General features: G+C 68.5%; 23 protein-coding genes. 19 read left to right on the top strand and 4 right to left on the bottom strand.

Annotated elements, in window-relative coordinates:
* Nucleotides 1-114 precede the first annotated feature (114 nt).
* The 17 genes from ABL838_RS18075 (at nt 115) to ABL838_RS17995 (ending at nt 17,321) form a co-directional block, all read left to right on the top strand.
* Nucleotides 115-1,098 carry a Bug family tripartite tricarboxylate transporter substrate binding protein gene (locus ABL838_RS18075; RefSeq protein WP_184637175.1) on the top strand — a complete coding sequence of 328 codons (984 nt, stop codon included), beginning with the start codon at nt 115-117 and terminating at the stop codon, nt 1,096-1,098.
* A 31-nt stretch (nt 1,099-1,129) separates the two neighbouring features.
* The gene (locus ABL838_RS18070; protein ID WP_418121360.1) at nt 1,130-1,945 is read left to right on the top strand and encodes an SDR family oxidoreductase; all 816 of its coding nucleotides are present in this window, start codon (nt 1,130-1,132) and stop codon (nt 1,943-1,945) included.
* 26 nt (nt 1,946-1,971) lie between these two features.
* Nucleotides 1,972-2,520 carry a cupin domain-containing protein gene (locus ABL838_RS18065; protein ID WP_093200616.1) on the top strand — a complete coding sequence of 183 codons (549 nt, stop codon included), beginning with the start codon at nt 1,972-1,974 and terminating at the stop codon, nt 2,518-2,520.
* A gap of 14 nt (nt 2,521-2,534) precedes the next feature.
* The gene (locus ABL838_RS18060) at nt 2,535-3,392 is read left to right on the top strand and encodes an alpha/beta fold hydrolase (RefSeq protein WP_418121359.1); all 858 of its coding nucleotides are present in this window, start codon (nt 2,535-2,537) and stop codon (nt 3,390-3,392) included.
* 41 nt (nt 3,393-3,433) lie between these two features.
* The gene (locus tag ABL838_RS18055) at nt 3,434-4,279 is read left to right on the top strand and encodes an IclR family transcriptional regulator (RefSeq protein ID WP_126022078.1); all 846 of its coding nucleotides are present in this window, start codon (nt 3,434-3,436) and stop codon (nt 4,277-4,279) included.
* A gap of 10 nt (nt 4,280-4,289) precedes the next feature.
* Complete coding sequence (locus ABL838_RS18050) at nt 4,290-5,129, top strand: SDR family oxidoreductase (RefSeq protein WP_418121358.1); 840 nt, start codon at nt 4,290-4,292, stop codon at nt 5,127-5,129.
* Nucleotides 5,122-6,822, top strand: a complete 1,701-nt coding sequence (locus ABL838_RS18045; protein WP_184637184.1) for a thiamine pyrophosphate-binding protein — start codon at nt 5,122-5,124, stop codon at nt 6,820-6,822. Before ABL838_RS18050 ends, ABL838_RS18045 begins: the two co-directional genes overlap by 8 nt.
* A gap of 14 nt (nt 6,823-6,836) precedes the next feature.
* On the top strand, nt 6,837-7,634 hold the full coding sequence (locus ABL838_RS18040; protein ID WP_418121357.1) for an aspartate dehydrogenase: 798 nt from the start codon (nt 6,837-6,839) through the stop codon (nt 7,632-7,634).
* A 12-nt stretch (nt 7,635-7,646) separates the two neighbouring features.
* The gene (locus ABL838_RS18035) at nt 7,647-9,125 is read left to right on the top strand and encodes an aldehyde dehydrogenase (RefSeq protein WP_418116753.1); all 1,479 of its coding nucleotides are present in this window, start codon (nt 7,647-7,649) and stop codon (nt 9,123-9,125) included.
* Nucleotides 9,126-9,275: 150 nt separating this feature from the next.
* On the top strand, nt 9,276-10,247 hold the full coding sequence (locus ABL838_RS18030) for a VOC family protein (protein WP_418121356.1): 972 nt from the start codon (nt 9,276-9,278) through the stop codon (nt 10,245-10,247).
* A gap of 14 nt (nt 10,248-10,261) precedes the next feature.
* Complete coding sequence (locus tag ABL838_RS18025) at nt 10,262-11,257, top strand: Bug family tripartite tricarboxylate transporter substrate binding protein (RefSeq protein ID WP_418125878.1); 996 nt, start codon at nt 10,262-10,264, stop codon at nt 11,255-11,257.
* A gap of 27 nt (nt 11,258-11,284) precedes the next feature.
* On the top strand, nt 11,285-12,463 hold the full coding sequence (locus ABL838_RS18020) for an FAD-dependent monooxygenase (protein ID WP_418121355.1): 1,179 nt from the start codon (nt 11,285-11,287) through the stop codon (nt 12,461-12,463).
* A 34-nt stretch (nt 12,464-12,497) separates the two neighbouring features.
* Nucleotides 12,498-12,722, top strand: a complete 225-nt coding sequence (locus ABL838_RS18015; RefSeq protein WP_126022084.1) for a recombinase-like helix-turn-helix domain-containing protein — start codon at nt 12,498-12,500, stop codon at nt 12,720-12,722.
* Between the two features lie 17 nt (nt 12,723-12,739).
* Nucleotides 12,740-13,795, top strand: a complete 1,056-nt coding sequence (locus ABL838_RS18010) for an aromatic ring-hydroxylating oxygenase subunit alpha (RefSeq protein WP_126022085.1) — start codon at nt 12,740-12,742, stop codon at nt 13,793-13,795.
* A gap of 19 nt (nt 13,796-13,814) precedes the next feature.
* The gene (locus tag ABL838_RS18005) at nt 13,815-14,783 is read left to right on the top strand and encodes a PDR/VanB family oxidoreductase (RefSeq protein ID WP_418121354.1); all 969 of its coding nucleotides are present in this window, start codon (nt 13,815-13,817) and stop codon (nt 14,781-14,783) included.
* A gap of 44 nt (nt 14,784-14,827) precedes the next feature.
* The gene (locus ABL838_RS18000; RefSeq protein ID WP_369661901.1) at nt 14,828-15,934 is read left to right on the top strand and encodes a porin; all 1,107 of its coding nucleotides are present in this window, start codon (nt 14,828-14,830) and stop codon (nt 15,932-15,934) included.
* Between the two features lie 40 nt (nt 15,935-15,974).
* The gene (locus ABL838_RS17995) at nt 15,975-17,321 is read left to right on the top strand and encodes an MFS transporter (RefSeq protein WP_418121353.1); all 1,347 of its coding nucleotides are present in this window, start codon (nt 15,975-15,977) and stop codon (nt 17,319-17,321) included.
* 213 nt (nt 17,322-17,534) lie between these two features.
* Here ABL838_RS17995 and ABL838_RS17990 read toward each other — a convergent pair whose 3' ends face one another.
* Nucleotides 17,535-17,669 (bottom strand): hypothetical protein, encoded by a 135-nt coding sequence (locus ABL838_RS17990; protein WP_418121352.1) that lies wholly within the window; start codon nt 17,667-17,669, stop codon nt 17,535-17,537.
* Between the two features lie 308 nt (nt 17,670-17,977).
* Between ABL838_RS17990 and ABL838_RS17985 the strand changes: the two genes are divergently transcribed.
* The gene (locus tag ABL838_RS17985; RefSeq protein WP_184637206.1) at nt 17,978-20,218 is read left to right on the top strand and encodes a M1 family metallopeptidase; all 2,241 of its coding nucleotides are present in this window, start codon (nt 17,978-17,980) and stop codon (nt 20,216-20,218) included.
* A gap of 67 nt (nt 20,219-20,285) precedes the next feature.
* Entirely contained in the window at nt 20,286-20,708 is a 423-nt protein-coding gene (locus ABL838_RS17980) for a hypothetical protein (protein ID WP_369661904.1), read from the top strand.
* 10 nt (nt 20,709-20,718) lie between these two features.
* On the opposite strand, the gene ABL838_RS17975 is transcribed toward ABL838_RS17980, so the two are convergent.
* Genes ABL838_RS17975 through ABL838_RS17965 form a run of 3 tightly spaced genes read right to left on the bottom strand, consistent with a single transcriptional unit; the run spans nt 20,719 to nt 23,709 of the window.
* On the bottom strand, nt 20,719-21,468 hold the full coding sequence (locus tag ABL838_RS17975) for a transporter substrate-binding domain-containing protein (RefSeq protein WP_418121351.1): 750 nt from the start codon (nt 21,466-21,468) through the stop codon (nt 20,719-20,721).
* Nucleotides 21,469-21,517: 49 nt separating this feature from the next.
* The gene (locus ABL838_RS17970) at nt 21,518-22,999 is read right to left on the bottom strand and encodes a sensor histidine kinase (RefSeq protein WP_418121350.1); all 1,482 of its coding nucleotides are present in this window, start codon (nt 22,997-22,999) and stop codon (nt 21,518-21,520) included.
* 50 nt (nt 23,000-23,049) lie between these two features.
* Complete coding sequence (locus ABL838_RS17965; RefSeq protein ID WP_418121349.1) at nt 23,050-23,709, bottom strand: response regulator; 660 nt, start codon at nt 23,707-23,709, stop codon at nt 23,050-23,052.
* Nucleotides 23,710-23,832: the final 123 nt, after the last annotated feature.

Below are 23,832 nucleotides of genomic sequence, written 5' to 3'. Positions count from 1 at the left end.
CAAGGATTGGGGTTTTCCCTTAGTCATGAAGTTGTCTTCTTCGATATTCTTCGTGGCGTTCCATTAATAAATCGTTGTTTCTTTAGTGAAACAAAACCGAGCCGAACGGACACGATGAAACAGACACGCCGCCTTGCCGTCGCCGCCGCCATTTCCATGGCCGCCGCTTGCGCCTCCGGACTCGCCTGGGCAGCCGACAGCTACCCCGTCAAGCCGATCACGCTGGTCGTCGCCTATCCGGCCGGTGGCGACACCGACGCGCTGGCGCGGCTGTTCGCCGAGAAGCTGTCGACGCGCGTCGGCCAGCCCGTGGTGGTCGACAACCGCCCCGGCGCCAGCGGCATCATCGGCAGCGCCTACGTGTCGAAGGCCACGCCCGACGGCTACACGCTGCTGCTCGCACCCAGCACCTTCTCGATCGCGCAGCTGGTGCTCAAGACCAACGGCTCGGGCTATGACGTGCTCAACGGCTTCACGCCCATCGTGCAGACGGGCAGCCAGCCGCTGTTCCTCGTGGCCGGCGGCAACAGCGGCCTCTCCACGGTGAAGGACGCCGTGGCCGCGGCCAAGGGCGGCAAGACGCTGAGCTACGCGAGCCCGGGCAGCGGCTCGCCGATGCACATCCTGGGCGAGATGTTCGCCCGCGCATCCGGCACCACGCTCGCGCACGTGCCCTACAAGGGCGTGGCGCCCGCCATCAACGACGTGCTGGGCGGCCACGTGCCCGTCACCTTCATCACGCTGGGGCCGGTGGCGCCGTACATCGCCAACGGCAAGCTGCGCCCGCTGGCCGTGGCCTCGGCCCAGCGCTCGCCGCTCGCGCCCAACGTGCCCACGCTGGCCGAGCAGGGCTACAAGGACGTCGAGGTGACGGCCTGGAACGGCCTCTGGGGTCCGCGCAACCTGCCGCCCGAGATCGTGAAGACGCTCAACGGCCACTTCAACGAGATCCTGAAGATGCCCGAGATCGTCTCTCGCATGGCCGTGCTCGGCACCACGCCCGTGGGCGGCGACGCCGACGTGCTCGGCAAGACCAACGCCGCCGACTACGCGCGCTTCGGCAAGGTGATCAAGGAACTCGGCATCCAAGCCGACTGACCCCCGCGACCGATCCACGGACCTCATTTCCATGACCGAACTCAAAGCCATCGCCGACCCATCGAGCCTGCAGGCGCTGCTCGCCGAGCTGCCTGCCAACCTGCTGGCCGGCCGCCGCGTGCTCGTGACCGGCGGCGCGCGCGGCCTGGGGCTCGCCTTCGCGCAGTGCATCGCCGCCGCGGGTGCCAGCGTGCTGCTGGCCGACATCCTCGGCGAGCTGGCCGAGACCGAGGCGAAGGCGCTGCGCGAAGCCGGCCGCAACGCGCATGCGCTGCCCGTCGACCTGGCCAACCCCGGCTCCATCGTAGCCTGCGCCGACGAAGCCATCCGCCTGCTCGGCGGCCTCGACGGCCTGGTCAACAACGCCGCCATCACCAACTCGGGCGGCCGCGACGCGCACCAGCTCGAGATCGACGTGTGGGACCGCGTGATGAACGTCAACGTGCGCGGCAGCTGGCTCATGGGCCGTGCCTGCCGCCAGGCGCTGGCCGGGAGCGGACGCGGCTCGATCGTCAACCTCGCCTCCGACACCGCGCTGTGGGGCGCGCCCAACCTGCTGGCCTACGCGTCGAGCAAGGGCGCCGTCATTTCCATGACGCGCTCGCTGGCGCGCGAATGGGGCGGCGACAACATCACCGTCAACGCCGTGGCGCCGGGCCTCACGCTGGTCGAGGCCACCGAATACGTGCCGATGGCGCGCCACCAGAAGTACCTCGAAGGCCGCGCCATCCCGCGCGAGCAGCAGGCCGCCGACGTGTGCGGCGCCACCGTCTTTCTTCTTTCCGGGCTCGCGCGCTTCGTGACGGGCCAGCTGCTGGCCGTCAATGGCGGCTTCGCGATGCACTGAATTTTTCCGACCAAGGAGTACACCCGATGAGCGACCTGTCCGAACAGCAGAAGATCAACGAAACCGCCGCCAGCAGCCTGGCGCAGCCCGAGGGCAGCAGCCTCGCGGAGTGGATGAACACCCGCATCGCGCGCTACGAAACCCGCAAGTACGACTGGGACGCGCTGAAGTTCCAGGCCGACTTCGATCCCAAGTTCCGCCGCGCCCAGATGCGCTACGTGGGCACCGGCGGCACCGGCGTCGCGAAGGACGTCAACACCGTCCCCGCCGAGCATTTCACCTTTTCGACCATGGTGATCCCCGCCGGCCACGAAGGCCCGCCGCACCTGCATACCGACGTGGAGGAAGTGTTCTTCCTGATCCGCGGCAAGCTCAAGGTGGTGATCGAGAAGGACGGCGAGCGCTTCGAGACCATCATGACCGACCGCGACCTGATCTCGGTGCCGCCCGGTGTGTACCGCGAGGAGATCAACATCGGCGACGAGGACGCGCTGATGTGCGTGATGCTGGGTGCGAAGAAGCCCGTCACGCCGACCTATCCCGCCGACCACCCCCTGGCCAAGATCAAGCGCTGAGCGGACGCACAGCCATGAACGTCTCCACCGACGCACTGACGACGCTGCCGGCCTCCGAGCTCGCACGGCTCGACGCCAGCTTCCCGGCCCGCGAAGTCGCGGTCGGCGGCGGCGCCGTGGTGTCGGTGCGCGAATGTGGCCAGGGGCCGGCCATCGTGTGCCTGCACGGTATCGGTTCGGGCGCCGCATCGTGGATCGACACTGCCGCGCTGCTCACTCCACAGGCCCGCGTGATCGCGTGGGATGCACCAGGCTATGGCAGCTCGACACCGCTCGAAGCCGCCGCGCCGTCCGCCGCCGACTACGCGGCCCGGCTGGGCCAACTGCTCGACGCGCTCGGCATCGAATCTTGCGTGCTGGTCGGCCATTCGCTGGGCGCGATCACCGCCGCTTCGGCCGCGCGCTCCGATGCGCGCATCCACCGGCTGGTGCTGGTGAGCCCCGCCATCGGCTACGGCGCTGCCTCGCGCTCGGAGGCGCGGGCCAAGGTCCGCACCGAGCGCCTCGCCACGCTCGACGAACTCGGCATCGCCGGCATGGCCGCGAAGCGTTCGGCCCGGCTGGTTTCCGACAAGGCCTCCGAGCACGCCCGCCAGTGGGTGCGCTGGAACATGGCCCGCCTGAACGACCACGGCTACCGCCAGGCCGTCGAGCTGCTGTGCAACGCCGACCTGCTGGCCGACCTGCCGCCGCCCATGCCGGTGCGCGTGGCCTGCGGCGCGCTCGACGTGGTCACGCCGCCGTCGGCATGCGAAGAAGTGGCGCGCAAGTGCGGAGTGCGGCTCGAATTGGTGGACGATGCGGGCCACGCCGGCTATGTGGAGCAACCGCAGGCCGTCGCGAAGCTGCTGAGCGAATCCCTCGCCGGCTGACCGCAACCACCACAGAGACATCCGAGGAAGGAACCACAGGCATGGCCAGCAACAACAACGACGGCAACGAGGCGATGGAAGAGGGCGCCGACCGCTACAACGTGCCCGCGCTGGAGCGCGGATTGCGCGTGCTGTGCGAGTTCAGCCGCGAAAGCCGCACGCTCTCGGCGCCCGAACTGGCGCGCCGCTTCGACCTGCCGCGCTCGACCGTCTTCCGCCTGCTCACCACGCTGGAGAACATGGGCTTCCTCGAGCGCACCGAGGGTGGGCGCGACTACCGCCTGGGCCTGGCCGTGCTGCGCCTGGGCTTCGAATACCTGGCCTCGCTGGAACTCACCCAGCTCGGCACGCCGCTGCTGAACCGCCTGTGCGACGAACTGCGCACGCCCTGCAACCTGGTGGTGCGCGACGGCCGCTCCATCGTCTACGTGGCCAAGGTGGCGCCGCCCACGCCCTTCGCCAGCTCGGTCACCGTGGGCACGCGGCTGCCGGCCCATGCCACGGTGCTCGGCCGCATCCTGCTGGAAGACCTCACGCTGCCGCAACTGCGCGCCCTCTACCCCGAAGACAAGCTCGAGACCTTCTCGCCGAGCACCCCGAAGACCGTGACCGAGCTCTTCGACATGGTGCAGGCCGACCGCCAGCGCGGCTACGTGCTGGGCGAGGGCTTCTTCGAATCGAACATCTCCAGCATCGCCGCGCCGGTGCGCGACCACAGCGGCCACATCGTGGCGGCGCTGGGCGCCACCGTCACCGCCAGCCACATCGAGGAGAGCCGCATCGACGAGATGGTGCAGCGCGTGCGCGGCACCGCCGACGAGATCTCCGGCCTGCTCAACTACTCGCCCGCGCGCACCGCCAACGTGGTGCCGCTTCGCTCAGCCTGATTCCGGGACCATGACCGCCCAAGCTCTTCCTTCCTCTTTCTTCGCCGCCGATGCGCTGGCCGGCCGCGTGGCCGTGGTCACGGGCGGCTCGTCGGGCATCGGCCTGGCCACTGTCCAACTGCTGCTGGGCTGCGGCGCCTCGGTGGCCCTGTGCGGCCGCAATGCCGAGCGGCTCGATGGCGCCGTGGCCGGCCTGCGCGGGCAGTACCCCGGCGCGAAGCTCTTCGCGCAGACCTGCGACGTGCTCGACGCCGCCTCGGTGCGCTCCTTCGCTGCCGCCAGCGAAGCCGCGCTCGGCCCGGCCTCGATGCTGGTCAACAACGCGGGGCAGGGCCGGGTCTCGACCTTCGCGGACACCGACGACAAGGCCTGGACCGAAGAGCTGAACCTGAAATTCTTCTCTGTCATCAACCCGACGCGCGCCTTCCTGCCGCAGCTCGCGGCGCAGCGCGCGGTGCTGGGCGATGCCTCCATCGTCTGCGCCAACTCGCTGCTGGCGCGCCAGCCCGAGCCGCACATGGTCGCCACCTCGGCCGCGCGCGCCGGCCTCTTGAACCTGGTGCGTTCCATGGCCACCGAGTTCGCGCCGCAGGGCGTGCGCGTCAATGGCATCCTGATCGGCCTCGTCGAATCGGGCCAGTGGCGCCGCCGCTTCGAGGCGCGCGAAGACAAGTCGCTCGACTGGGCCGCATGGAGCGGCCAGATCGCGAAGAACAAACACATTCCGCTGGGTCGCCTGGGGCTTCCGACAGAAGCCGCCCGCGCGATCCTTTTCCTCGCTTCGCCCCTCGCGTCGTACACGACGGGCAGCCACATCGACATCTCCGGAGGCCTGTCACGCCATGCATAACCCCAGCAACACCGTCACCGTCGGCGCCGTCGTCGCCGCCTTTCTCGAACAGTGCGGCGTCAAGGCGGCCTTCGGCGTGATCTCGATCCACAACATGCCGATCCTCGATGCCTTCGCGCAGCGCGGCACGGTGCGTTTCATCTCGGCGCGGGGCGAGGCCGGCGCGGGCAACATGGCCGACGCCTACGCACGCTCCACCGCCAGCCTGGGCGTGTGCATCACCAGCACCGGGCCCGCCGCGGGCAACATCGCGGGCAGCATGGTCGAGGCCCTGACGGCCGGCGCGCCCGTGCTGCACATCACCGGGCAGATCGAGACGCCGTACCTCGACAAGGGCATGTCGTACATCCACGAGGCACCCGACCAGCTCACCATGCTCAAGGCCGTGTCGAAGGCCGCGCTGCGCGTGCGCAGCGTCGAAACGGTGCTCGGCACGCTCAAGCGCGCCGTGCAGCTTGCGCTGACGGCACCGACGGGCCCTGTCAGCGTCGAGATCCCGATCGACATCCAGTCGGCGCTGACCACGATGCCGGCCGACCTGTCGCCGCTGCCCATCGAGCGCCCCGTGCCATCCGCCGCCGCGCTCGACGCGCTGGCCGCGCGCCTCGCCGCCGCCAGGCGCCCGATGCTGTGGGTCGGCGGCGGTGCCCGCCATGCCCGCGCCGCCATCCAGCGCCTGCAGAAACTCGGCTTCGGTGTCGTCACCACGACGCAGGGCCGCGGCACGGTGCCCGAGGACGATGCCGGTTCGCTCGGCGCCTACAACATCCAGAAGCCGGTCGAGGCCCTGTACCAGACCTGCGACGCGATGCTCGTGGTCGGCTCGCGCCTGCGCGGCAACGAGACGCTCAAGTACGAACTGAAGCTGCCGCGCCCGCTGTACCGCATCGACGCCGACGCCGCCGCCGAAGGCCGCTGCTACGCGTCCGAAGCCTTCGTCTGCGGCGATTCCGCGCTGGCCCTCGAAGGCCTGGCAGATCGCCTCGAAGCCGCCAGGTACAAGGCCGACCCGCAACTGTTGGTCGACCTGCGCGCCGCCCACGACCAGGCGGTTGCGGCGCTGCGCGACGGCCTCGGCCCGTACGCCGAGCTCGTGCGCCAGCTCCAGTCGGCGGCCGGGCGCAACTTCAACTGGGTGCGCGACGTGACCGTCTCCAACAGCACCTGGGGCAACCGCGAACTGCGCGTCTTCGAACCGAGCGCCGGCGTGCACGCCACGGGCGGCGGCATCGGCCAGGGCATGCCGATGGCCATCGGCGCGGCCATCGGCGCGGCGGTGACGGGCTCGGGCCGCAAGACCTTCTGCCTGGCCGGCGACGGCGGCTTCATCCTGAACCTGGGCGAGCTGGCCTGCATGGTGCAGGAGAAGGCGCCCATGGTGATCGTGCTCATGAACGACAAGAGCTACGGCGTCATCAAGAACATCCAGGACGCGCAGTACGGCGGCCGCCAGTGCTATGCCGAGCTGCACACGCCCGACTACGACCTGCTGTGCAAGTCGATCGCGCTGCCGCATGCCCGCGTGCGGGACCTGGCCGAGCTGCCCGCCCGCCTCGGCGAGGCGCTGGCGGCCGAAGGTCCGTTCCTGCTGGAGATCGACATGCTCTCGATCGGCAGCTTCAAGACCACCTTCGCCGGCCCGCCGACCAACACGGTCACGCAGATCCCGGCGCTCGGCACGGCCGGCAAGTGAGCGAAGCCCGTTCCATGACCACTCCCACGCGTATCGCACTCGTCGGCTGCGGAGCCATCGGCACCTCGGTGCTCGAACTGCTCCACGGCGATCCGGCCCTGAAGGTGGTGGCCGTCGTCGTGCCCGCCGACGCGATTGCCGCCGCGCGGAAGGCGGCGCCCGACGCGCAGGTGGGCAGCGCCTTGCCTGCCGCCGGCATCGACCTCGTGGTCGAGACCGCGGGCCATGCCGCCATCGAGCAGCACGTGCTGCCCGCGCTCGCACGCGGTACGCCCTGCGTGGTCGCCTCGGTCGGCGCGCTGTCGGCCACGGGCTTCGCCGAGAGGCTCGAAGCCGCAGCCGCTGCAGGCAAGACGCAGGTGCAGCTGATTGCCGGCGCCATCGGCGCCATCGACGCACTGGCTGCCGCCCGCATCGGCGGCCTCGACAGCGTGCGCTACACCGGCCGCAAGCCGCCGCAGGCGTGGAAGGGCACGCCGGCAGAGCAGGGCCGCGACCTCGGCGCGCTGGCACGCGAAACCGTGATCTTCGAAGGCAGCGCGCGCGAAGCGGCCTTGCTTTATCCGAAGAACGCCAATGTGGCCGCCACGGTCTCGCTCGCGGGGCTGGGGCTCGACCGCACCATGGTGCGGCTCATTGCCGACCCCGCCACCGCCGAGAACGTGCACACCGTCGAAGCCGAGGGCGCCTTCGGCAGCTTCGAGCTGACCATGCGCAACAAGCCGCTCGCGGCCAACCCCAAGACCTCCGCGCTCACCGTCTACAGCGCCGTGCGCGCGCTGCGCAATCGCGTGGCCGCGCTGGCCATCTGAGCCCGACATTCCATGATCTCTTCCGAACTCCTTCCGATCTGCATCGCCGGCGAATGGCGCCTGGGCGGCGGCGACATCTACGAAAGCCTCTACCCGGCCACCGGCGAGCCCATCGCGCGCCTGCGGGCCGCGAGCCTGGCCGACGTCGAGGAAGCCATTGCCGGCGCCGACCGCGCCTTCCGCACCAGCGGCTGGGCGCAGCGCCTGCCGCACGAGCGCGCGGCCGTGCTGCACCGTGTGGCGCAGCTGATCCGCGAAGAGGCCGAATCGCTCGCGCAGAAGCAGCGCCTGGACAACGGCAAGCCCATCAACGAGACCCGCAACCTCGTGGCCAGCGCCGCCGGCACCTTCCAGTTCTTCGCAGCCGCGCTGGAAACGCTCGAAGAAACCATCACGCCCTCGCGCGGCGCCTTCGTGACCATGAGCGTGCACGAGCCCATGGGCGTGGTCGCGGCCATCACGCCGTGGAACTCGCCCATCGCCAGCGAGGCGCAGAAGCTGGCGCCCGCGCTGGCCGCCGGCAACGCGGTGGTCGTGAAGCCCGCCGAAGTCACGCCGCTGATGGCGCTGGAGCTGGCGCGCATCTGCGAGAAGGCCGGCGTGCCCAAGGGCATCGTCAGCGTGCTGCCGGGCAGGGGCTCGGTGATCGGGGACGCGATCACCAAGCATCCGCTGGTCAAGCGCGTGTCGTTCACCGGCGGCACCACCACCGGCAAGCACATCGCCCACATCGCGGCCGACAAGATGATGCCGGTGTCGCTGGAGCTCGGCGGCAAGTCGCCGACCATGGTGCTGGACGACGCGGACCTCGACCACGCGGTGAACGGCGTGCTCTACGGCATCTTCAGTTCGTCGGGCGAGTCGTGTATCGCGGGTTCGCGCCTGTTCGTGGCGCGCGGCATCTACGACGAGTTCCTCACGCGGCTGGCCGAAGGCGCCAACGCGCTGCGCGTGGGCGATCCGGCTTCGGAGCGCACGCAGATGGGGCCGCTCATCACCGCGAAGCATCGCGAGGGCATCGAGCGCTACGTGGAGCTGGGCGTTTCCGAAGGCGGCAGGATTCGCACGGGCGGAGTACGCCCGCACGGCGACGGCTATGACCGGGGCTACTTCTACCAGCCGACCATCCTCGAAGGCCTGACGAACAGCGCCCGCATCAGCCAGGAGGAAATCTTCGGCCCGGTGCTGGTCGCCATGCCCTTCGACAGCGAGGAAGAGCTGATCGCGCAGGCCAACGACAGCGTCTACGCGCTGGCGGCCGGCGTGTGGAGCCGCGACTTCAAGCGCGCCTGGAAGCTGGGCCGTGCGGTGCAGGCCGGCACGGTCTGGGTCAACACCTACAAGCAGTTCTCGGTGTCCACGCCCTTCGGCGGCTGGCGCGACAGCGGCCTGGGCCGCGAGAAGGGCCGCGAGGGCATCTTCCAGTACATGGAGCAGAAGAGCATGTACTGGGGCACCAACGAACAACCCCTGCCTTGGGCAGCACCATGAAAACCCCCAGGCTTCGCGCGCTTCGTGTCGCTTCGCCCACCCCCTTGCAGGGGGCAATACCTGCGGCCCGGCAAAGCCGGTTCCGCGGTATTCCTGGAACGAGCTGTTCGGCGCCGCGCGTGTGCCGGTCGGCATGACAGAAAGATTGAAATGAGCGTACTTGGCATCGACCAGATCACCTACGGCGCAGACGACCTGCCCGCGTGCCGCCGGTTCTTCCAGGACTGGGGCCTTTCCCTGAAGTCGGAGGCCGCCGACGAACTCGTCTTCGAGTGCCTCAACGGCTGCAAGGTGGTGGTCGCCGCGCTGGACAAGCCGGGCCTGCCACCCGCGATGGAAGAGGGCCCGACGCTGCGCGAAGTGGTGTGGGGCGTGGAAGGCGAGGCCGACCTCGCCCGCTACGCCGACGCCATCGCGCAGGACCCGGGCTTCTTCGACGCCACTGTGGACGGCGCGCGCCGCATCGGCTGCATCGACCCCAACGGCCTTGCGGTGCGCCTGCAGGTCAGCCGCAAGCATGCGGTGCAGGTCGACTGCGGCGCCATGAACACCTGGAACGCGAAGCTGCGCATCAACCAGCCGGCGCCCATCTACGAGCGCGCGGTGCCCATCGAGGTGGGCCACGTCGTGTTCTTCGTGAGCGACGTGAAGGCCACCAGCGCCTTCTACGCGCAGCGCTTCGGCTTCGTGGGCTCCGACAGCTACCCCAACCGCGGCGCCTTCATGCGCTGCGCGGCGGAGGGCGGCCACCACGACCTGTTCCTGCTGCAGATTCCCTCGGGCAAGCGCGGGCTGAACCACGTGGCCTTCACCGTGCGCGACATCCACGAAGTGTTCGGCGGCGGCCTGCACTTCTCGCGTTGCGGCTGGGAAACGCAACTCGGCCCGGGCCGCCACCCGGTGTCGTCCGCGTACTTCTGGTACTTCAAGAACCCGGCGGGTGGCCTCATCGAGTACTACGCCGACGAAGACCAGCTCACCGCCGACTGGCAGCCGCGCGAGTTCGAGCCGGGCCCGACGGTCTTCGCCGAATGGGCGGTGGACGGCGGCCTCGACGGCAACACCCGCCGCCAGAAGAACGCGGAAGGCCCCAAGGGCGCCTTCCTGACCGAAAAGAAATGAACTCCCCGACTCTCATGCAACGACGTTTTTCCTTGTCCGTCCTGTTCGCCGCGCTTGCGGCCTTCACGCTCGCAGCCCCCGTGCACGCGCAGCAGAGCGAGGCGCAGAAGCAGCTCTCCAGCGAGCGCTTCACCATCATCTCGCCGTTCCCGCCGGGCGGCCCGGTCGACACGCTGGCCCGCGTGCTCTCCGAGGGCCTGGCCAAGCGCTACGGCCAGGCTGCGGTGGTCGATAACCAGGTGGGCGCGGCCGGCAACATCGGCATGGACAAGGTCAAGCGTGCCAAGGGCGACGGCCACACGCTGCTGGTGATCCCGGCGGGCAACGTCACCATCAACCCGACGCTGATGCCCAACTTCCCCTTCGACATGGCGAAGGACTTCGTGCCGGTCACCATGCTCGCGAAGGCGCCCAACGTGCTGGTGGCATCTCCGGCATCGGGCATCAAGGACGCGAAGCAACTGGTGGCGCAGGCCAAGGCCAAGCCCGGCACGCTCTCGTATGCCTCGCCCGGCGTGGGCAGCGGCCTGCACCTGGCGGGCGAGCTCTTCAAGCAGCAGGCCGGCATCGACATGCTGCACGTGCCCTACAAGGGCACGGCGCCCGCGCTCAACGACGTGCTCGGCGGCACCGTGCCACTGATGTTCAGCAACCTGCCGGCGACGCTGCCCTTCCTGAAGAACGGCAAGCTGGTGGCCATCGGCGTGACCGAGGCCAAGCGCAGCGCGGCGGCGCCGGAGATTCCGACGCTGGCGGAGCAGGGCATCCAGGGCGTGACCGTGACCTCGTGGTACGGCCTGATGGCGCCCAAGGGCACGCCGCCGGCCGTGGTCGAGCAGCTCGCCAAGGACGCGGCCGAAATGCTCTCGAAGCCCGACGTGCGCGAGCGCCTGAAGCTGCAGGGCATGACCGACGCGGCCATGAAGCCGGCCGAGTTCGCCGCCTACATCCGCGACGAGACGGCGGTGTGGGCCAGGATCATCAAGGCCCGCAACATCGTTGCCGAGTAAGCGGAAGAAGGACCCGGGGAGACACCCATGAAGACCATCACCACAAGCGAATCCACCATCGGCATCGTCGGCGCGGGCATCGGCGGCCTCGTGGCGGCCATCGCGCTGCGGCGCGCGGGCCACGACGTGGTCGTGTTCGAGCAGGCGAAGCAGTTCGCCCGCGTCGGCGCGGACATCAATCTCACGCCCAATGCGGTGCGCGCGCTCGACGGCCTCGGCGTGGGCGAGGCGGCCCGCGTGACGGCGGCGCGCCCGTCGCACCGCATCAGCCGCACCTACGACACCGGCGAGGAAACCTCGCGCCTGGAGATGGCCGAGACCGCCGAGCAGCGCTACGGTGCACCGCAGCTCACCATCCACCGCGCCGACCTGCTGGCTGCGCTGGCCGACATGTTCCCGCCGGAGCAGGTAGCGCTCGGCAAGCGCGCCGGGAAGATCGCTGCCGATGAAAAGGGCATCAGCCTCTCGTTCGCGGACGGCACCGAGGCCCGCGTCGGTGCGCTGATCGGCGCCGACGGCATCCACTCCTGCGTGCGTACCGCGATGTTCGGCGCCGAGAGCCCGCGCTTCACCGGCATCGTGGCCTACCGCGCAGTGGTGCCCGCCGAGCGCGTGGCCGGCGTGCCCAACCTCGGCGCCTTCACCAAGTGGTGGGGGCCGAATCCGCAGAGCCAGATCGTCACTTTCCCGCTGAACCGGGGCAGGGACATCTTCATCTTCGCCACCACGCCGCAGGACAGCTGGCACCTGGAGTCGTGGACCGCGCCGGGCAGCGTCGACGAGTTGCGCGAGCAGTACGTGGCCTACCACCCCGAGGCGCGCGCGCTGCTCGACGCCTGCGACACGGTGCTGAAGACCGCGCTGTACGAGCGCGACCCGATGCCCGCCTGGACGCAGGGCCGCATGGCGCTGCTGGGCGATGCCGCGCATCCGATGCTGCCCTTCATGGCGCAGGGCGCGGGCATGGCCATCGAGGACGCCGTGGTGCTGTCGCGCCACCTCGACGGCGTGGCGATGGCCGATGTGCCTGCCGCGCTCAAGGGCTTCGAGACCGCCCGCATCGAGCGCGCCAGCCAGGTGCAGCTCGGCTCGCGCGGCAACAACTGGCTGCGCGAAGGCGGCAACGCCGACTGGGTCTACGGCTACGACGCCTGGGCCGCGCCGCTCGCGACCCCGGCCATGGCCGCCGCTGCTGCAGCAGCCTGATTCTTCATTTCACCTCGCCCCACGGAGGCACACGATGCAAACCCAAGACCGCTACCTGCAACCGCACCAGGCGCGCCGTCGCCCCGCGACCACCTACGAAGACCTGCTGGGCGACGTGATCGAGCGCGCCTTCGCCGACGGCATCCACGACCTGCCGGGGCTGGTGCAGCGCCTGAACGACAGCGGCCTGGCCACGCCGGGCGGCCAGCAATGGACCGAAGAGCTGTATCGCAAGGAACTGGCGGCGCTGGCCGCCTGAGAGGGAAAAGGAACATCATGACCATCGCCATCCAACCCGCCGGCAACGCTGCAGCGGACCCGGTCGACCATCTGCTCGAGATCGGCCTGAAGGACCTCTGGTATCCGATCTGCCCCTCGCACTTCATCAAGGAGAACCCCGTCTCCCTGCGCCGCCTCGGCCGCAAGCTCGCGCTGTGGCGCGACGGCGAAGGCGTGCTGCACGCGCTGGAAGACCGCTGCCCGCACCGCGGCGCGCCGCTGTCGCAGGGCGTGGTGCTGGGCGACCGACTCTCGTGCCCCTACCACGGCGTGGAAGTGCGCCACGACGGCGTCGTCACCCGCGTGCCCGGCAGCCCCGGCTGCAAGCTCGAGGGCTCCAAGGCCACGATGCATTTCCACGTGCAGGAGCGCGCGGGCGCGGTGTTCATCTACAACTCGAAAGAGCCGGTGGACGTGCCGCCGCCGCTGGTGCTGCCCGAGCAGCTCACCGACGAGGCCGAATACAGCAGCTTCCTCTGCTACACCGAGTGGAAGGGCGACTACCGCTACGTGCTCGACAACGTGATGGACCCGATGCACGGCACCTACCTGCACAAGCAGTCGCACTCGATGGCCGAGGGCGATTCGAGCGCGAAGTTCGGCATCCGCCAGACCGACATCGGCTTCGTCTTCGAGAAGGAAGGCCAGCGCAACGTCAACTTCGACTGGACCGAGTGGGCCGACACCGGCATCCACTGGATGCGGCTCGAAATTCCGTACCCAAAGACCGGCGGCCCTGGCGGCAACTTCATCATCATCGGCGCCTTCTCGCCCATCGTGAAGGGCATGACGGCCACCTTCTTCTGGCGCGTGCGCAAGCTGCAGCCGGGCTGGCAGCGCGACACCTGGCGCTTCCTGTACCGCAATCGCCTGGAGGCGCGCCACTGGCACGTGCTGGAGCAGGACCGCGTGATGCTCGAAGAGATGGAAGCCGACGCCAACCAGCACGAGAACCTGTACCAGCACGACCTGGGCATCGTTCGCCTGCGCCGACACATGCGCAATCTGGCGGTCGCGCAACTCGCCCAGGCGAGCGAGACCGCTACGGCCTGACAGGGGAGAGAGCTTCGCCATGTCTTCCCCAACGCTCAACGCCCTGGTGCACACCATGCGCTACGAGGCCGACGGCATCGTGAGCGTCGAGTTCCGGCCGGCCACGCCCGCGGTGGATTTCCCCGCCTTCGAGGCCGGCTCGCACATCGACCTGCACCTGCCCAACGGGCTGGTGCGCAGCTACTCGCTGTGCAACCCGTCGAGCGACCGCCAGCGCTACGTGGTGGGCGTGCTCAACGACCGCAAGAGCCGCGGCGGCTCGCGCTACGTGCACCAGCAGCTTCGGGTGGGCATGACGCTGCCCATCTCGGCTCCGCGCAACAACTTCAGGCTGGAAGAGGGCGCCGAGCGCTCGGTGCTCGTGGCCGGCGGCATCGGCGTCACGCCCATCTGGTGCATGCTGCAGCGGCTGGTGGCCATCGACAAGCCGGTCGAGATCGTCTACTGCGCCCGCACCCGCAAGGAGGCCGCCTTCTGCGACGCCATCGAGGCGCTGGCGAAAGAAAAGTCGGTTGAGCTCACCTGGCACTTCGACGACGAGAAGGGAGCGCCGCCCAACCTCGTCGAGCTGCTGTCGGGCAAGGGCGCCTCCAGCCACTACTACTGCTGCGGGCCCACGCCGATGCTCGATGCCTTCGAGAAGAGCTGCGAGCAGCTGGGCTATGCCAACGCGCACATCGAGCGCTTCGCCGCGGTGCAGGTGGAATCGGGCGGCGCCTCGCAGGCCTGCGTGGTGGAGTGCGCCAGGAGCGGCAGGAGCGTCGAGGTGCCGGCGGGCAAGTCGATCCTCGACAGCCTGATCGACGCCGGGCTCAACCCCGACCACAGCTGCAAGGAAGGCGTGTGCGGCGCCTGCGAGACGGCGGTGCTCGAAGGCGATATCGACCACCACGACGGCATCCTCACCAAGATCGAACGTGCGTCCAACAAGACCATGATGATCTGCGTCTCTCGCTGCAAGGGCGAGCGTCTGGTGCTCGACATCTGAACAGGGCCGAAGGCCGACAGAAGAAAACTACCCGAGACAACTCAATGAAAAAGTACCTGATCGCGCTGGCTGCGGCCAGCGGGGCTGGCGCAGCGCTGGCCCAATCTTCCCTCACGCTCTTCGGCGTGGTCGATGCGGCCGTCACCTACACCAAGGGAAGCGGCCCCGGTTCGGCCCACAAGACGCAACTGAGCAACAGCGGCAACATGTTCAGCCGCCTCGGTTTTCGCGGCACGGAGGACCTGGGCGGTGGCTACTCCGCCAACTTCTGGCTGGAGATGGGCCTGCAGAACGATAGCGCGCAGGGCTTTCCCTCGAACACCAACAACCAGGCCAGCGGCAACGGGCCGGCGGGCGTGCTGAGCTTCAACCGCCGCTCCACCGTGAGCCTTGCCGGCCCCTTCGGCGAAGTGCGGCTGGGCCGCGACTACGTGCCGGCCTTCTGGAATACCGCCATCTTCGATCCCTTCGGCACGGGCGGCGGCATCGGCGCCAACCAGATCTATTTCTCGGGCCTGGGCGGCCTCGTCGCGCCCACCGGCACGCGCGCATCGAACAGCATCGGCTACCTGCTGCCGGCCAGCCTCGGTGGCTTCTACGGCCAGGTGATGTACGCCATGGGCGAGAACGACTCCAGGTCGGTGCTGCCGGGCACGCTGGTGTCGAACAGGCACGACGGCGACCACACCGGCGCGCGCTTCGGCTACCAGGGCGGCGGCCTCAACATCGCGCTGGCCACCGGCCGCACGCGCTATGCGAGCGGCGACCTGCGCGTGACCAACCTCGGCGCCTCCTACACCTTCGACGCCTCGCTCATGAACCTCAAGCTCACGAGCGAGCTGTACAAGGAGTCGAAAGGCACCACCGACGCCAAGGGCGTGCTGGTCGGCTTCCAGCTGCCCATCGGGCCCGGCGAGATCAAGGCCTCGTATGCGCGCTACCGGCTGGAGCCGGCGGGGGCGCTGCTGAAGCCGACCTCGTCGAAGCTGGCCATCGGCTACGTGCACAACCTCTCGAAGCGCACCGCGCTGTACGCAACCATCGCGCGCATCAGCAACAGCAACGGTGCATCGCAGGCCCTCTCGGGCGCGATCACCGCGCCGAACCGTGCCTCCAGCGGCACCGAGTTCGGCATGCGCCACATGTTCTAGGCGCGCGCGCCTCATCACCTTCAGCCCGGCAGGAGCGGCCATGCAGAGCAGCAGAAACGACAACGACAGCGGCAAGAACGACAGGAACCTTCGTTGGTACGGCGTCATCACGCTGTTCGTGATCGTCGCCATCTCCTACGTGGACCGCATCAACATCGCGGTGCTGATCACCGACGCGGCCTTCCTGAGCCATGTAGGCCTCGCCGCCACCGACCGCGTGAGCCAGGGCTTCCTGGCGACGGCCTTCATGCTGGGCTACGGCGTGTCGGCCTTCGTGCTCACGCCGTTCTGCTCGGCCCTCTTCGGCGTGCGGCGCAGCCTTGTCTACGGGCTGATCCTCTGGGGCGTGGTGACATGGGCTTCGCCGATGTTCCACAGCTACGGCCTGCTGCTGGCCTCGCGCGTGCTGCTGGGCGTGTCCGAAGGTCCGCTCTTCTCTCTGGCTTCGGCGTACATCAAGGCGCACTTCCGCAGCGACGAGAACGGCAAGCCCAACGCCTTCGTCAACATGGGCACGGGGTTGGGCCTGGCCATCGGCTATCCCCTGGTGGGCTGGCTGCTCACGCAGTTCGCGTGGGACAGCTCCTTCCACGTGCTCGGCGTGCTGAACATCGTGCTCGGCATTCCGCTGGTGCTGGCCTTCGTGCGCATGCCGGCGGGGCATGCCGATGGCGTGAAGCCGTCTTCCTTCGGCGAGGCGATGTCGCGCGTGGGCGGCATCGTGAAGGGTGCGCTCCATACGCGGCACCTGTTCCTCATCACGCTGCTCACCTCGGCAGCGCTGGCGTACCTCTGGGGCAGCAGCAACTGGCTGCCGACCTACCTGCGCGAGGCGCGCGGCTTCTCGATGCGCGAGATGGGCTGGCTGGCCTCGCTGCCGCAGTACGCCACCGTGCTCGCGGTGTTCGTGGGCGGCGTGCTCATCGACAAGGTGGGGCGCGAGCGCGTGCCCTTCATCTTCATGGGCGCGAGCGTGGGCGTGGCGCTGTCTGTGCTGATGGCCATCAATGCACGCGACCCTTATGCGGCTGCGTGCTGCCTGGTGGCGGCCAACTTCTTCTGGGGCCTGCAGAGCCCGGCCATTCCGAGCACGGTGCAGTACTGCTCTCGGCCCGAGCACACGGCCAGTGCCTTCGGCGTGACCAACGGCGTGGGCAGCCTCGTGGCGGGCTTCATGCCGGCGCTGATGGGCGGCGTGATCGGCGCGATGTCGCATGGCGTGGGCGCCGGTCCCGCCGCATCGGCGGCTTCGTCGGCCTCCGGCTTCTTCGCGGGCTTCGCATTGCTCATCGGCACGCAGATCGTCGTGTTCGGCTGCGGCTTCATGCTGTGGCTGCGCGACCGCTCGCACGGCGCGCACACAGTCTCTGGTTCACAGCTTTCATAGGCTTTTCGAAGGCTTGTACCTTCGTACTGTGGCCGTCGCGTCACAGTGTCGCGAGCCGTTTTCCGTCATCTGCGTGAGCAGGTGTTTCGGCGGCTGAACCATCTTCGTATTGCATGGCATGCACCGCATGCCATGACGCCATTCGGCCTATGGCGCGCGAACATTTTGAGAAAGAAAAGTTCCGCGATTCGTTGAGCGCACAGCGTCCATCAGCTACAACTGTGTGACATCAATGGACGAGGGAATGCGCGTGAAATCAACGACAAGAGCCGCAGCAAGTCTTGCCATCGCCAACACGGCCCGCACCGTTTCCGCTTCGCGGACGTGCATCGCGCCGACGATGCGCATGCACTGACGAAGGCCTTCGCGCTACAAGCCCCGCCTCCACATCCCATCACCCCGCGATCGCCGGGAATGGAACCCCTTACGCCTCGCATCCTGGGACCGCCGCTTCGCGCGCGGTGTGACCCTGCATGACTGTGTGGTCCTGACGAACGGATGAGTTCGCCGGGAGGGCGCCGTGTTGCCCGTTTCTTCCCGATTCCCCCGTTGTTCATCTCACTCATCACCGCGCGCGTCATGTGCATCGCAGGCTATCCGCCGGCGCATGCGGGACGGCGCATGTTTCTTCTTACCAAGAGTACTCAGAGGCGATCATGAAAAGATTCAATACACCCGTGGTCAATCATCTTGCCATCACCGCAGTGACCCTTGCCGTGCTCACGGCTTGCGGCGGCGGCGGAGACAGTGGTGGCGCTTCGTTCGGCGGTGCCGGCACGGGGCTCAGCGCTCCGTCTGACCAGGTCGTTTCCGCTCCCGTTTCCGATCCCACCGCCAAGGCACCCGATGACGGCGCGCCCAACCTCGCCGACAACTCCGCTTCGGCAGTCGACCGCTCCGCAAAGCCGATGGAACTGCCCGACACCGTCTGGCCCAGCAACTACAAGCTCTGGTTCCGGCCCGATGCGGCGCTCAAGACCTTCGTGGGTCGTGGCGACGTGGAGATCGAAGTGCTCAAGCCGGTCGATGCCATCGTCGTCGCCGCGCACAACCTGAACTTCGCGAAGGGCCGCACCACGCTGCGCAAGGTGTCGAACCCGGGCGAGGCGATTTCACTCATTCCCACGCCGCAGACGCTGGGCGACTTCGTGCAGCTGCGGCTGAACGACGGACAGATCGCCAAGGGCAAGTACCTGCTGCACATGGAGTGGGACGGCAAGATCCAGTTCTCCGACGCCGAGTACTGCCCGCCTGCCGAGGTGGCGCGCAACCCGTTCTGCTCGGCGGCTACCGGCATCTTCAAGGTGGGCCTCTCCACGCCCGAGGGCGTGAGCAGCGATGCCATCGTGACGCAGGGCGAAACCAACTACGCGCGGCAGTGGTTCCCGGGATGGGACGAGCCGGCCTTCCGCCACACCTTCGAGATCTCGGCCGAGGTGCCGGGCGACTGGAAGACGGTCTCCAACGGCGCGCAGATCGAGGCGACGAAGCTGCCCGACGGCTACCAGCGCGTGGCTTTCGAGAAGACGCCCTCGATGCCGATGTACCTGACCTTCTTCGGCGGCGGCAAGTTCGACATCCTGGCCGACAAGTTCAAGAACCCGCTGGACGGCAGCGAGATGCCGCTGCGCTGGTTCACGCCGCCGGGCCGCTCCGACTGGGCCAAGTTCGCGATGGAGTGGACCAAGGTGTCGATGGACTACTACTACAACTACACGGGCATCCCGCTGCCGTTCAAGAAGTTCGACACCGTCGCGGCCAACGACAGCTACGACAACAAGCCCAACACCGGTTTCGGCGGCATGGAGAACTGGGGCTCGATCTTCGAGTTCGCGGACTCGGTGCTCACCAAGCCGGGCGACACGCCCACGCTGTACTCGGTGACGGTGGTGACGCACGAGGTGGCGCACCAGTGGTTCGGTGACCTGGTCACGCTCGACTGGTGGGACAACGTGTGGCTCAACGAGTCGTTCGCGCGCTGGTTCGAAAGGCGCACCACGATCAAGTTCCACCCCGAGTACTACAGCTTCTCCGACTACGTTCTCGACAAGCACAACGTGATCGTGGCCGACCTGAAGAACACGGCCGTGCCGGTGCAGCGCAACCTCAACGACGCGGGCTCGTTCGGCTTCATCAGCCCGTCGATCTTCGTCTACAACAAGGGCAGCCACGTGCTGGAGACCATCCAGAACTACATCGGCGAAGAGGCGATGCAGAAGGGCCTGCGCATCTACCTGAAGGACTACGCCTTCGGCAACGTCACGCCCTCGCGCCTGTGGAGCTCGCTGGAGAAGGCCAGCAACGGCAAGAAGGTGAGCGAGATCGGCGACAGCCTGATCCGCCAGACCGGCATTCCGCTGCTCACGGTGGACGCGCAGTGCGCGGGCAACAGCACCTACGTGAACATCACGCAGGAGGCCTTCCCCAACCAGAACCTGTACCCGGCATCGACCTGGACCATTCCCGTCACGCTGGCCTATGGCGACTCGATGGAGCAGCGCAAGACCTTCGTGATGTCGGGCAACAGTACGCAGGTGGAGCTGCCGGGCTGCACCGCGGTGCTGGCGGGGCCGACCGGGCAGGACTACTACGTGAGCAACTACAGCGCCCCCTCGTGGAGCGCTCTGCTGGCCAAGGCGCAGAACTTCGCGGGCAACAAGCCGCTCTTGCTGAACATCGAGCGCGATGCGTTCCGGCTGCTGAGCGTGGGCCGCATCACACAGGCGCAGTACGACCAGATCAAGGGCGTGCTGAACTTGCCGGCGCCGCTGCTGGCGAAGACGCAGGTGAGCGAGCAGAAGATGGTGGCGGTGGCCACCGGCGCGGAGAAGGAGTCGTACCCGCATGCGCTGCGCTTCCAGGGCAGCCTGAAGCTGCGCGACAACGAGAAGCGCTGAGCATCGCCTGAACCGGCGCGCGCTGCCCTCGGCGAGAGCGGTGCGCGCCTCTTCGACAAGGACCATCATGAACACAGCATTCCTGAAATGGCTGGCTGCGGGAGCGGCGGCGCTGCTGCTGTCCGCCTGCGGCGCGAACAGCGGCAACAGCGGCGGCCCCGAGGCCGAACTCGTCGGCACCTACGCCGTGAAGCAGAACGGCGCGCTCAAGGAGCTCATCAAGATCGAACGGCAGGGCGACGGCTACGTGATGCGCGACAAGGTGCGCACGGCGGACTGGAGCGAGCCGAAGATGACGATGAAGCCCGTGACGCGAGAGCACTGGAGCCGCATCACCACCGACAAGGAGAACACCGCCTTCGTCGGCGTGGCCAGCGAGCAACTCGGCATATTCAAGGTGCCGGCGGGCTGGCAGAAGAACGGCTTCCAGACCTCGACCGGCTACTTCCTCTTCTATTCGCGCGGGCCGGTGGAGGCGTACAAGCTCTGAAGCAGCGAGCTCAGGCAGCGGGCGCCACGCTCGCGCCCTCGATGCGGTGGCGCTTCAGCGCATCGGCCACGAAGCCGCTGGCCTTCATCTCCTCGACGAAGGCGGCGAGCAGGGCCTGCGCTTCGGTGCCGCGGCTGGCGGGCGTGCCCATGGCCTGCTGGATGACCATGAAGCGCCCCGGCAGCACGCGCACGCCGGGTGCGCGCTTCGCCTCGCCCTCGAGCATCTGGCGGATGCCGGCCGCCACTTCGACTTCGCCCGAGCGGAGTGCCGCGAGTGCGGGGCCTGCGCCCTGGAGGCGGACGATCTCGGCCGCCTTGATCTCGCGCGTCAGGAACAGGTCGTAGGCGCTGCCTGCTCCGACGGAGATGCGGTTGCCATTGGCATCGACCTGCGCGTTGTCGGTGAGCGCAGAGGCGTCGGGTACGAGGTAGCTGCCTTCGATCAGCACGTAGGGCGCGGTGAACAGCAGCCCTTCGCTGCGTGCCGGGTCGATGGCGAAGAAGCCGATGTCGGCCTTCTCGTTCTTCACCGCGTCGACCGATGCGGCGGCCTTTTCGAACACCACCAGCTCGATGGCCACGCCGAGGCGCCGCGCGAACTCGCGCGCCAGGTCGATGGAGACGCCCACCGGCTCGCCCGTGGCTGCGTCCTTGTTGGCCAGGATCGGGTTGCCGAGATTGATCGAGGCGCGCAGCGTGCCGCTGGGCGCGAAGGCGGAAACGAGGGCGGGGGAGATCGTCGTCTGCTGCTGAGTCATGGCGTCCTGGCGTCGATGGAGGAAGATGCCTGCCAGTTTACGGGTCAGGCTACGACCCGGCTGGCGCCACGATCCCGAGCGAACCCAGCGGCCCGAGCGGCAGCCGCACCGTGACGCGCAGGCCCGGCCCCACGCCGGTGTCGCCCAGCGCGATGGTGCCACCGTGCGCGTCGATCACCGATCGCACGATGGCCAGCCCCAGGCCGCTGCCGGTCTGCGTCTGGTCCGGGTCGCGGAAGAAACGGTCGAACACGCGCTCGCGCAGTGCCGGCATGATGCCGGGCCCCTGGTCGGACACCGTCAGCACCGCCACGTCGCCGTCGCGCCGGATGCCCACGCTCACCACCGAGCCCACGGGGCTGTACTTGGTCGCGTTGTCGATCAGGTTGTCGATCATCGAGACCAGGCTGTCGCGGTCGCCCATGAGCTCGACGGGCTCGTCCTCCATGAGTTCGATCTCCACCTCGCGCACGTGCGCCAGCGCCGACAGCGCCGCGAGGCGCTCCTGCACCAGGTCGTCCAGCCGCAGCGCGCGCGGCGCCGAGGCGCTGGCGTTGCTGCGCATGAGCCGCAGCAGCTGGCCCACCAGCCGCTCTGCGCGCGCGTTGCTGCTGAGCACGCGCGCGAAGAGCTCGTCCTGCCGCTCGGTGGGAATGTGTTCGATGAGCAGCGACTGCAGCGCCTCCACGTTCACGCGCATCGCCGCGATGGGCGTGCGCAGCTCGTGCGCCGCGTCGGCGATGAAGCTCTGCTCGCGCGCGATGCTGGCGCGCAGCCGCTCCATCAGTGCGTTGAAGTTCTGCACCATCGGCTGCAGCTCGTCGTGGCGCGGCTGCGTCGACACCGGCGCCAGGTCGTGCGGACCGCGCGAGGCGATCTCGCTGGCCACCTTGCGCCACGGCCGCAGCGCCAGGCGGATCGACAGCCAAGCCGGAAGCAGCAGGAAGGGCACGCTGATGACCAGCGGCAGGATGTAGTAGCCGCGCGACTGGAAGGTGAGCCACACCTGCTCGGTGCCGGGCGTGACCAGCGTGACGCGCGTCTTGCCGGAAGGAGACTCGATGGTGCGCGCGCGCCAGCTCTTTCCGTTGACCTGCACCGTCTCCCCGATGCCGGGGCGGGTATTGGCGATGCCCTCGGGCGGCAGTCCCCGGGAACGGTAGATCTCGTGGCCGTTCTGCCAGACGATGACGCTGGGCGCCATGGCCGCGTCGTCGTTGTCGTCGCCGCCGCCGAAGGAGTTGCGCAGCGCGATGTCCATGGAGCGCAGGCTCTCGTACTGCCGGGCAGGCTGGTCGGTGAGGTTGCGCGCGACGACCAGCATGCTGCGCTGCGAGGCGTCCATGATCGAGAGGTCTTCGTTGAACGCGGAGTTCAGCAGCACCGCGATGGCGAGGCTCCACAGCAGCGTCATCATCCCGACCTGCGCGAACATGAGGCGGCGTACCAGCGAGGGCCGCCGGACGCGCTGCCAGCCGCTGCGCAGCAGCCGCGCGGGGGCACGCGCTATCGAGGCGAGCACCGCGTTCATGTGTGCTCCAGCGGCGGCGGTTGCTGCTGCTGCGCGGCGAGATAGATCACTTAGCCGATGCCGCGCACGGTGCGGATGTAGCCGTCGCCGATCTTGCGGCGCAGGTTGGAGACGTGCACGTCGAGCACGTTGCTGCCGGGCCCCTGGCCCTGCACGGCGCCCTGGGTGCCCGCCACCATGAGCTGCTCGAGCACGCGGCGCGCGACCACGCGGTCGGCCCGCCGCACCAGCAGGCTCAGCAGGCGGAATTCGCTTCGCGAAAGCGAAACCGGCACGCCGTCCACGCGCACGCGCTGCGTCGGCTCGTGCAGCCACAGGCCTCGCACCTCGAAGGTGGCGCCATCGCCGCCGTAGCTGCGTCGCGCAAGGGCGCGCACGCGCGCGAGCAGCTCGGCCAGCACGAAGGGCTTGACCATGTAGTCGTCGGCGCCGCTGTCCAGGCCCTGCAGGCGGTCGTGAAGGCCGTCGCGGGCGCTGAGGATGAGCACCGGCAGCCGCTTGCCGTCACGCCGCAGCCGGTCGAGCACGTCGAGGCCGTCGCCGTCGGGCAGGCCCAGGTCGAGCAGCAGCAGGTCGCAGCCCTCGGTCTCGAGGATGCGCCGCGCCTCCTCGACGCGGCGCACCCATACCACCTCCATCCCCTGGGTCTGCAAGGCGACGCGAATGCCGGTGGCAAGGTCGAAATCGTCTTCGGCCAGGAGGATCTTCATGGCGGGCAATCTACCTGCCGAAGCTGAAGGATTCCCAAAGAAACAGATACGCAGACGTGCTCCGGCGCACGGGAGGGAGGAGGGCGTCAGCCGGCGGAATTTCAGCAGACCTTCATCTATGCG

The sequence above is a fragment of the Variovorax sp. 160MFSha2.1 genome, assembly GCF_048305075.1.
Classification (GTDB): domain Bacteria; phylum Pseudomonadota; class Gammaproteobacteria; order Burkholderiales; family Burkholderiaceae_C; genus Variovorax; species Variovorax guangxiensis.
The sequence above is the reverse complement of the archived record's forward strand: the minus strand, read 5'-3'. Positions and strand labels throughout refer to the sequence as shown.

Bases quoted from the DNA above. Each gene is read 5' to 3' on its own strand.
- ABL838_RS18075 (WP_184637175.1), top strand. From the start codon at position 115: ATGAAACAGACACGCCGCCTTGCCGTCGCCGCCGCCATTTCCATGGCC.
- ABL838_RS18070 (WP_418121360.1), top strand. From the start codon at position 1,130: ATGACCGAACTCAAAGCCATCGCCGACCCATCGAGCCTGCAGGCGCTG.
- ABL838_RS18065 (WP_093200616.1), top strand. From the start codon at position 1,972: ATGAGCGACCTGTCCGAACAGCAGAAGATCAACGAAACCGCCGCCAGC.
- ABL838_RS18060 (WP_418121359.1), top strand. From the start codon at position 2,535: ATGAACGTCTCCACCGACGCACTGACGACGCTGCCGGCCTCCGAGCTC.
- ABL838_RS18055 (WP_126022078.1), top strand. From the start codon at position 3,434: ATGGCCAGCAACAACAACGACGGCAACGAGGCGATGGAAGAGGGCGCC.
- ABL838_RS18050 (WP_418121358.1), top strand. From the start codon at position 4,290: ATGACCGCCCAAGCTCTTCCTTCCTCTTTCTTCGCCGCCGATGCGCTG.
- ABL838_RS18045 (WP_184637184.1), top strand. From the start codon at position 5,122: ATGCATAACCCCAGCAACACCGTCACCGTCGGCGCCGTCGTCGCCGCC.
- ABL838_RS18040 (WP_418121357.1), top strand. From the start codon at position 6,837: ATGACCACTCCCACGCGTATCGCACTCGTCGGCTGCGGAGCCATCGGC.
- ABL838_RS18035 (WP_418116753.1), top strand. From the start codon at position 7,647: ATGATCTCTTCCGAACTCCTTCCGATCTGCATCGCCGGCGAATGGCGC.
- ABL838_RS18030 (WP_418121356.1), top strand. From the start codon at position 9,276: ATGAGCGTACTTGGCATCGACCAGATCACCTACGGCGCAGACGACCTG.
- ABL838_RS18025 (WP_418125878.1), top strand. From the start codon at position 10,262: ATGCAACGACGTTTTTCCTTGTCCGTCCTGTTCGCCGCGCTTGCGGCC.
- ABL838_RS18020 (WP_418121355.1), top strand. From the start codon at position 11,285: ATGAAGACCATCACCACAAGCGAATCCACCATCGGCATCGTCGGCGCG.
- ABL838_RS18015 (WP_126022084.1), top strand. From the start codon at position 12,498: ATGCAAACCCAAGACCGCTACCTGCAACCGCACCAGGCGCGCCGTCGC.
- ABL838_RS18010 (WP_126022085.1), top strand. From the start codon at position 12,740: ATGACCATCGCCATCCAACCCGCCGGCAACGCTGCAGCGGACCCGGTC.
- ABL838_RS18005 (WP_418121354.1), top strand. From the start codon at position 13,815: ATGTCTTCCCCAACGCTCAACGCCCTGGTGCACACCATGCGCTACGAG.
- ABL838_RS18000 (WP_369661901.1), top strand. From the start codon at position 14,828: ATGAAAAAGTACCTGATCGCGCTGGCTGCGGCCAGCGGGGCTGGCGCA.
- ABL838_RS17995 (WP_418121353.1), top strand. From the start codon at position 15,975: ATGCAGAGCAGCAGAAACGACAACGACAGCGGCAAGAACGACAGGAAC.
- ABL838_RS17990 (WP_418121352.1), bottom strand. From the start codon at position 17,669: ATGCGCATCGTCGGCGCGATGCACGTCCGCGAAGCGGAAACGGTGCGG.
- ABL838_RS17985 (WP_184637206.1), top strand. From the start codon at position 17,978: ATGAAAAGATTCAATACACCCGTGGTCAATCATCTTGCCATCACCGCA.
- ABL838_RS17980 (WP_369661904.1), top strand. From the start codon at position 20,286: ATGAACACAGCATTCCTGAAATGGCTGGCTGCGGGAGCGGCGGCGCTG.
- ABL838_RS17975 (WP_418121351.1), bottom strand. From the start codon at position 21,468: ATGACTCAGCAGCAGACGACGATCTCCCCCGCCCTCGTTTCCGCCTTC.
- ABL838_RS17970 (WP_418121350.1), bottom strand. From the start codon at position 22,999: ATGAACGCGGTGCTCGCCTCGATAGCGCGTGCCCCCGCGCGGCTGCTG.
- ABL838_RS17965 (WP_418121349.1), bottom strand. From the start codon at position 23,709: ATGAAGATCCTCCTGGCCGAAGACGATTTCGACCTTGCCACCGGCATT.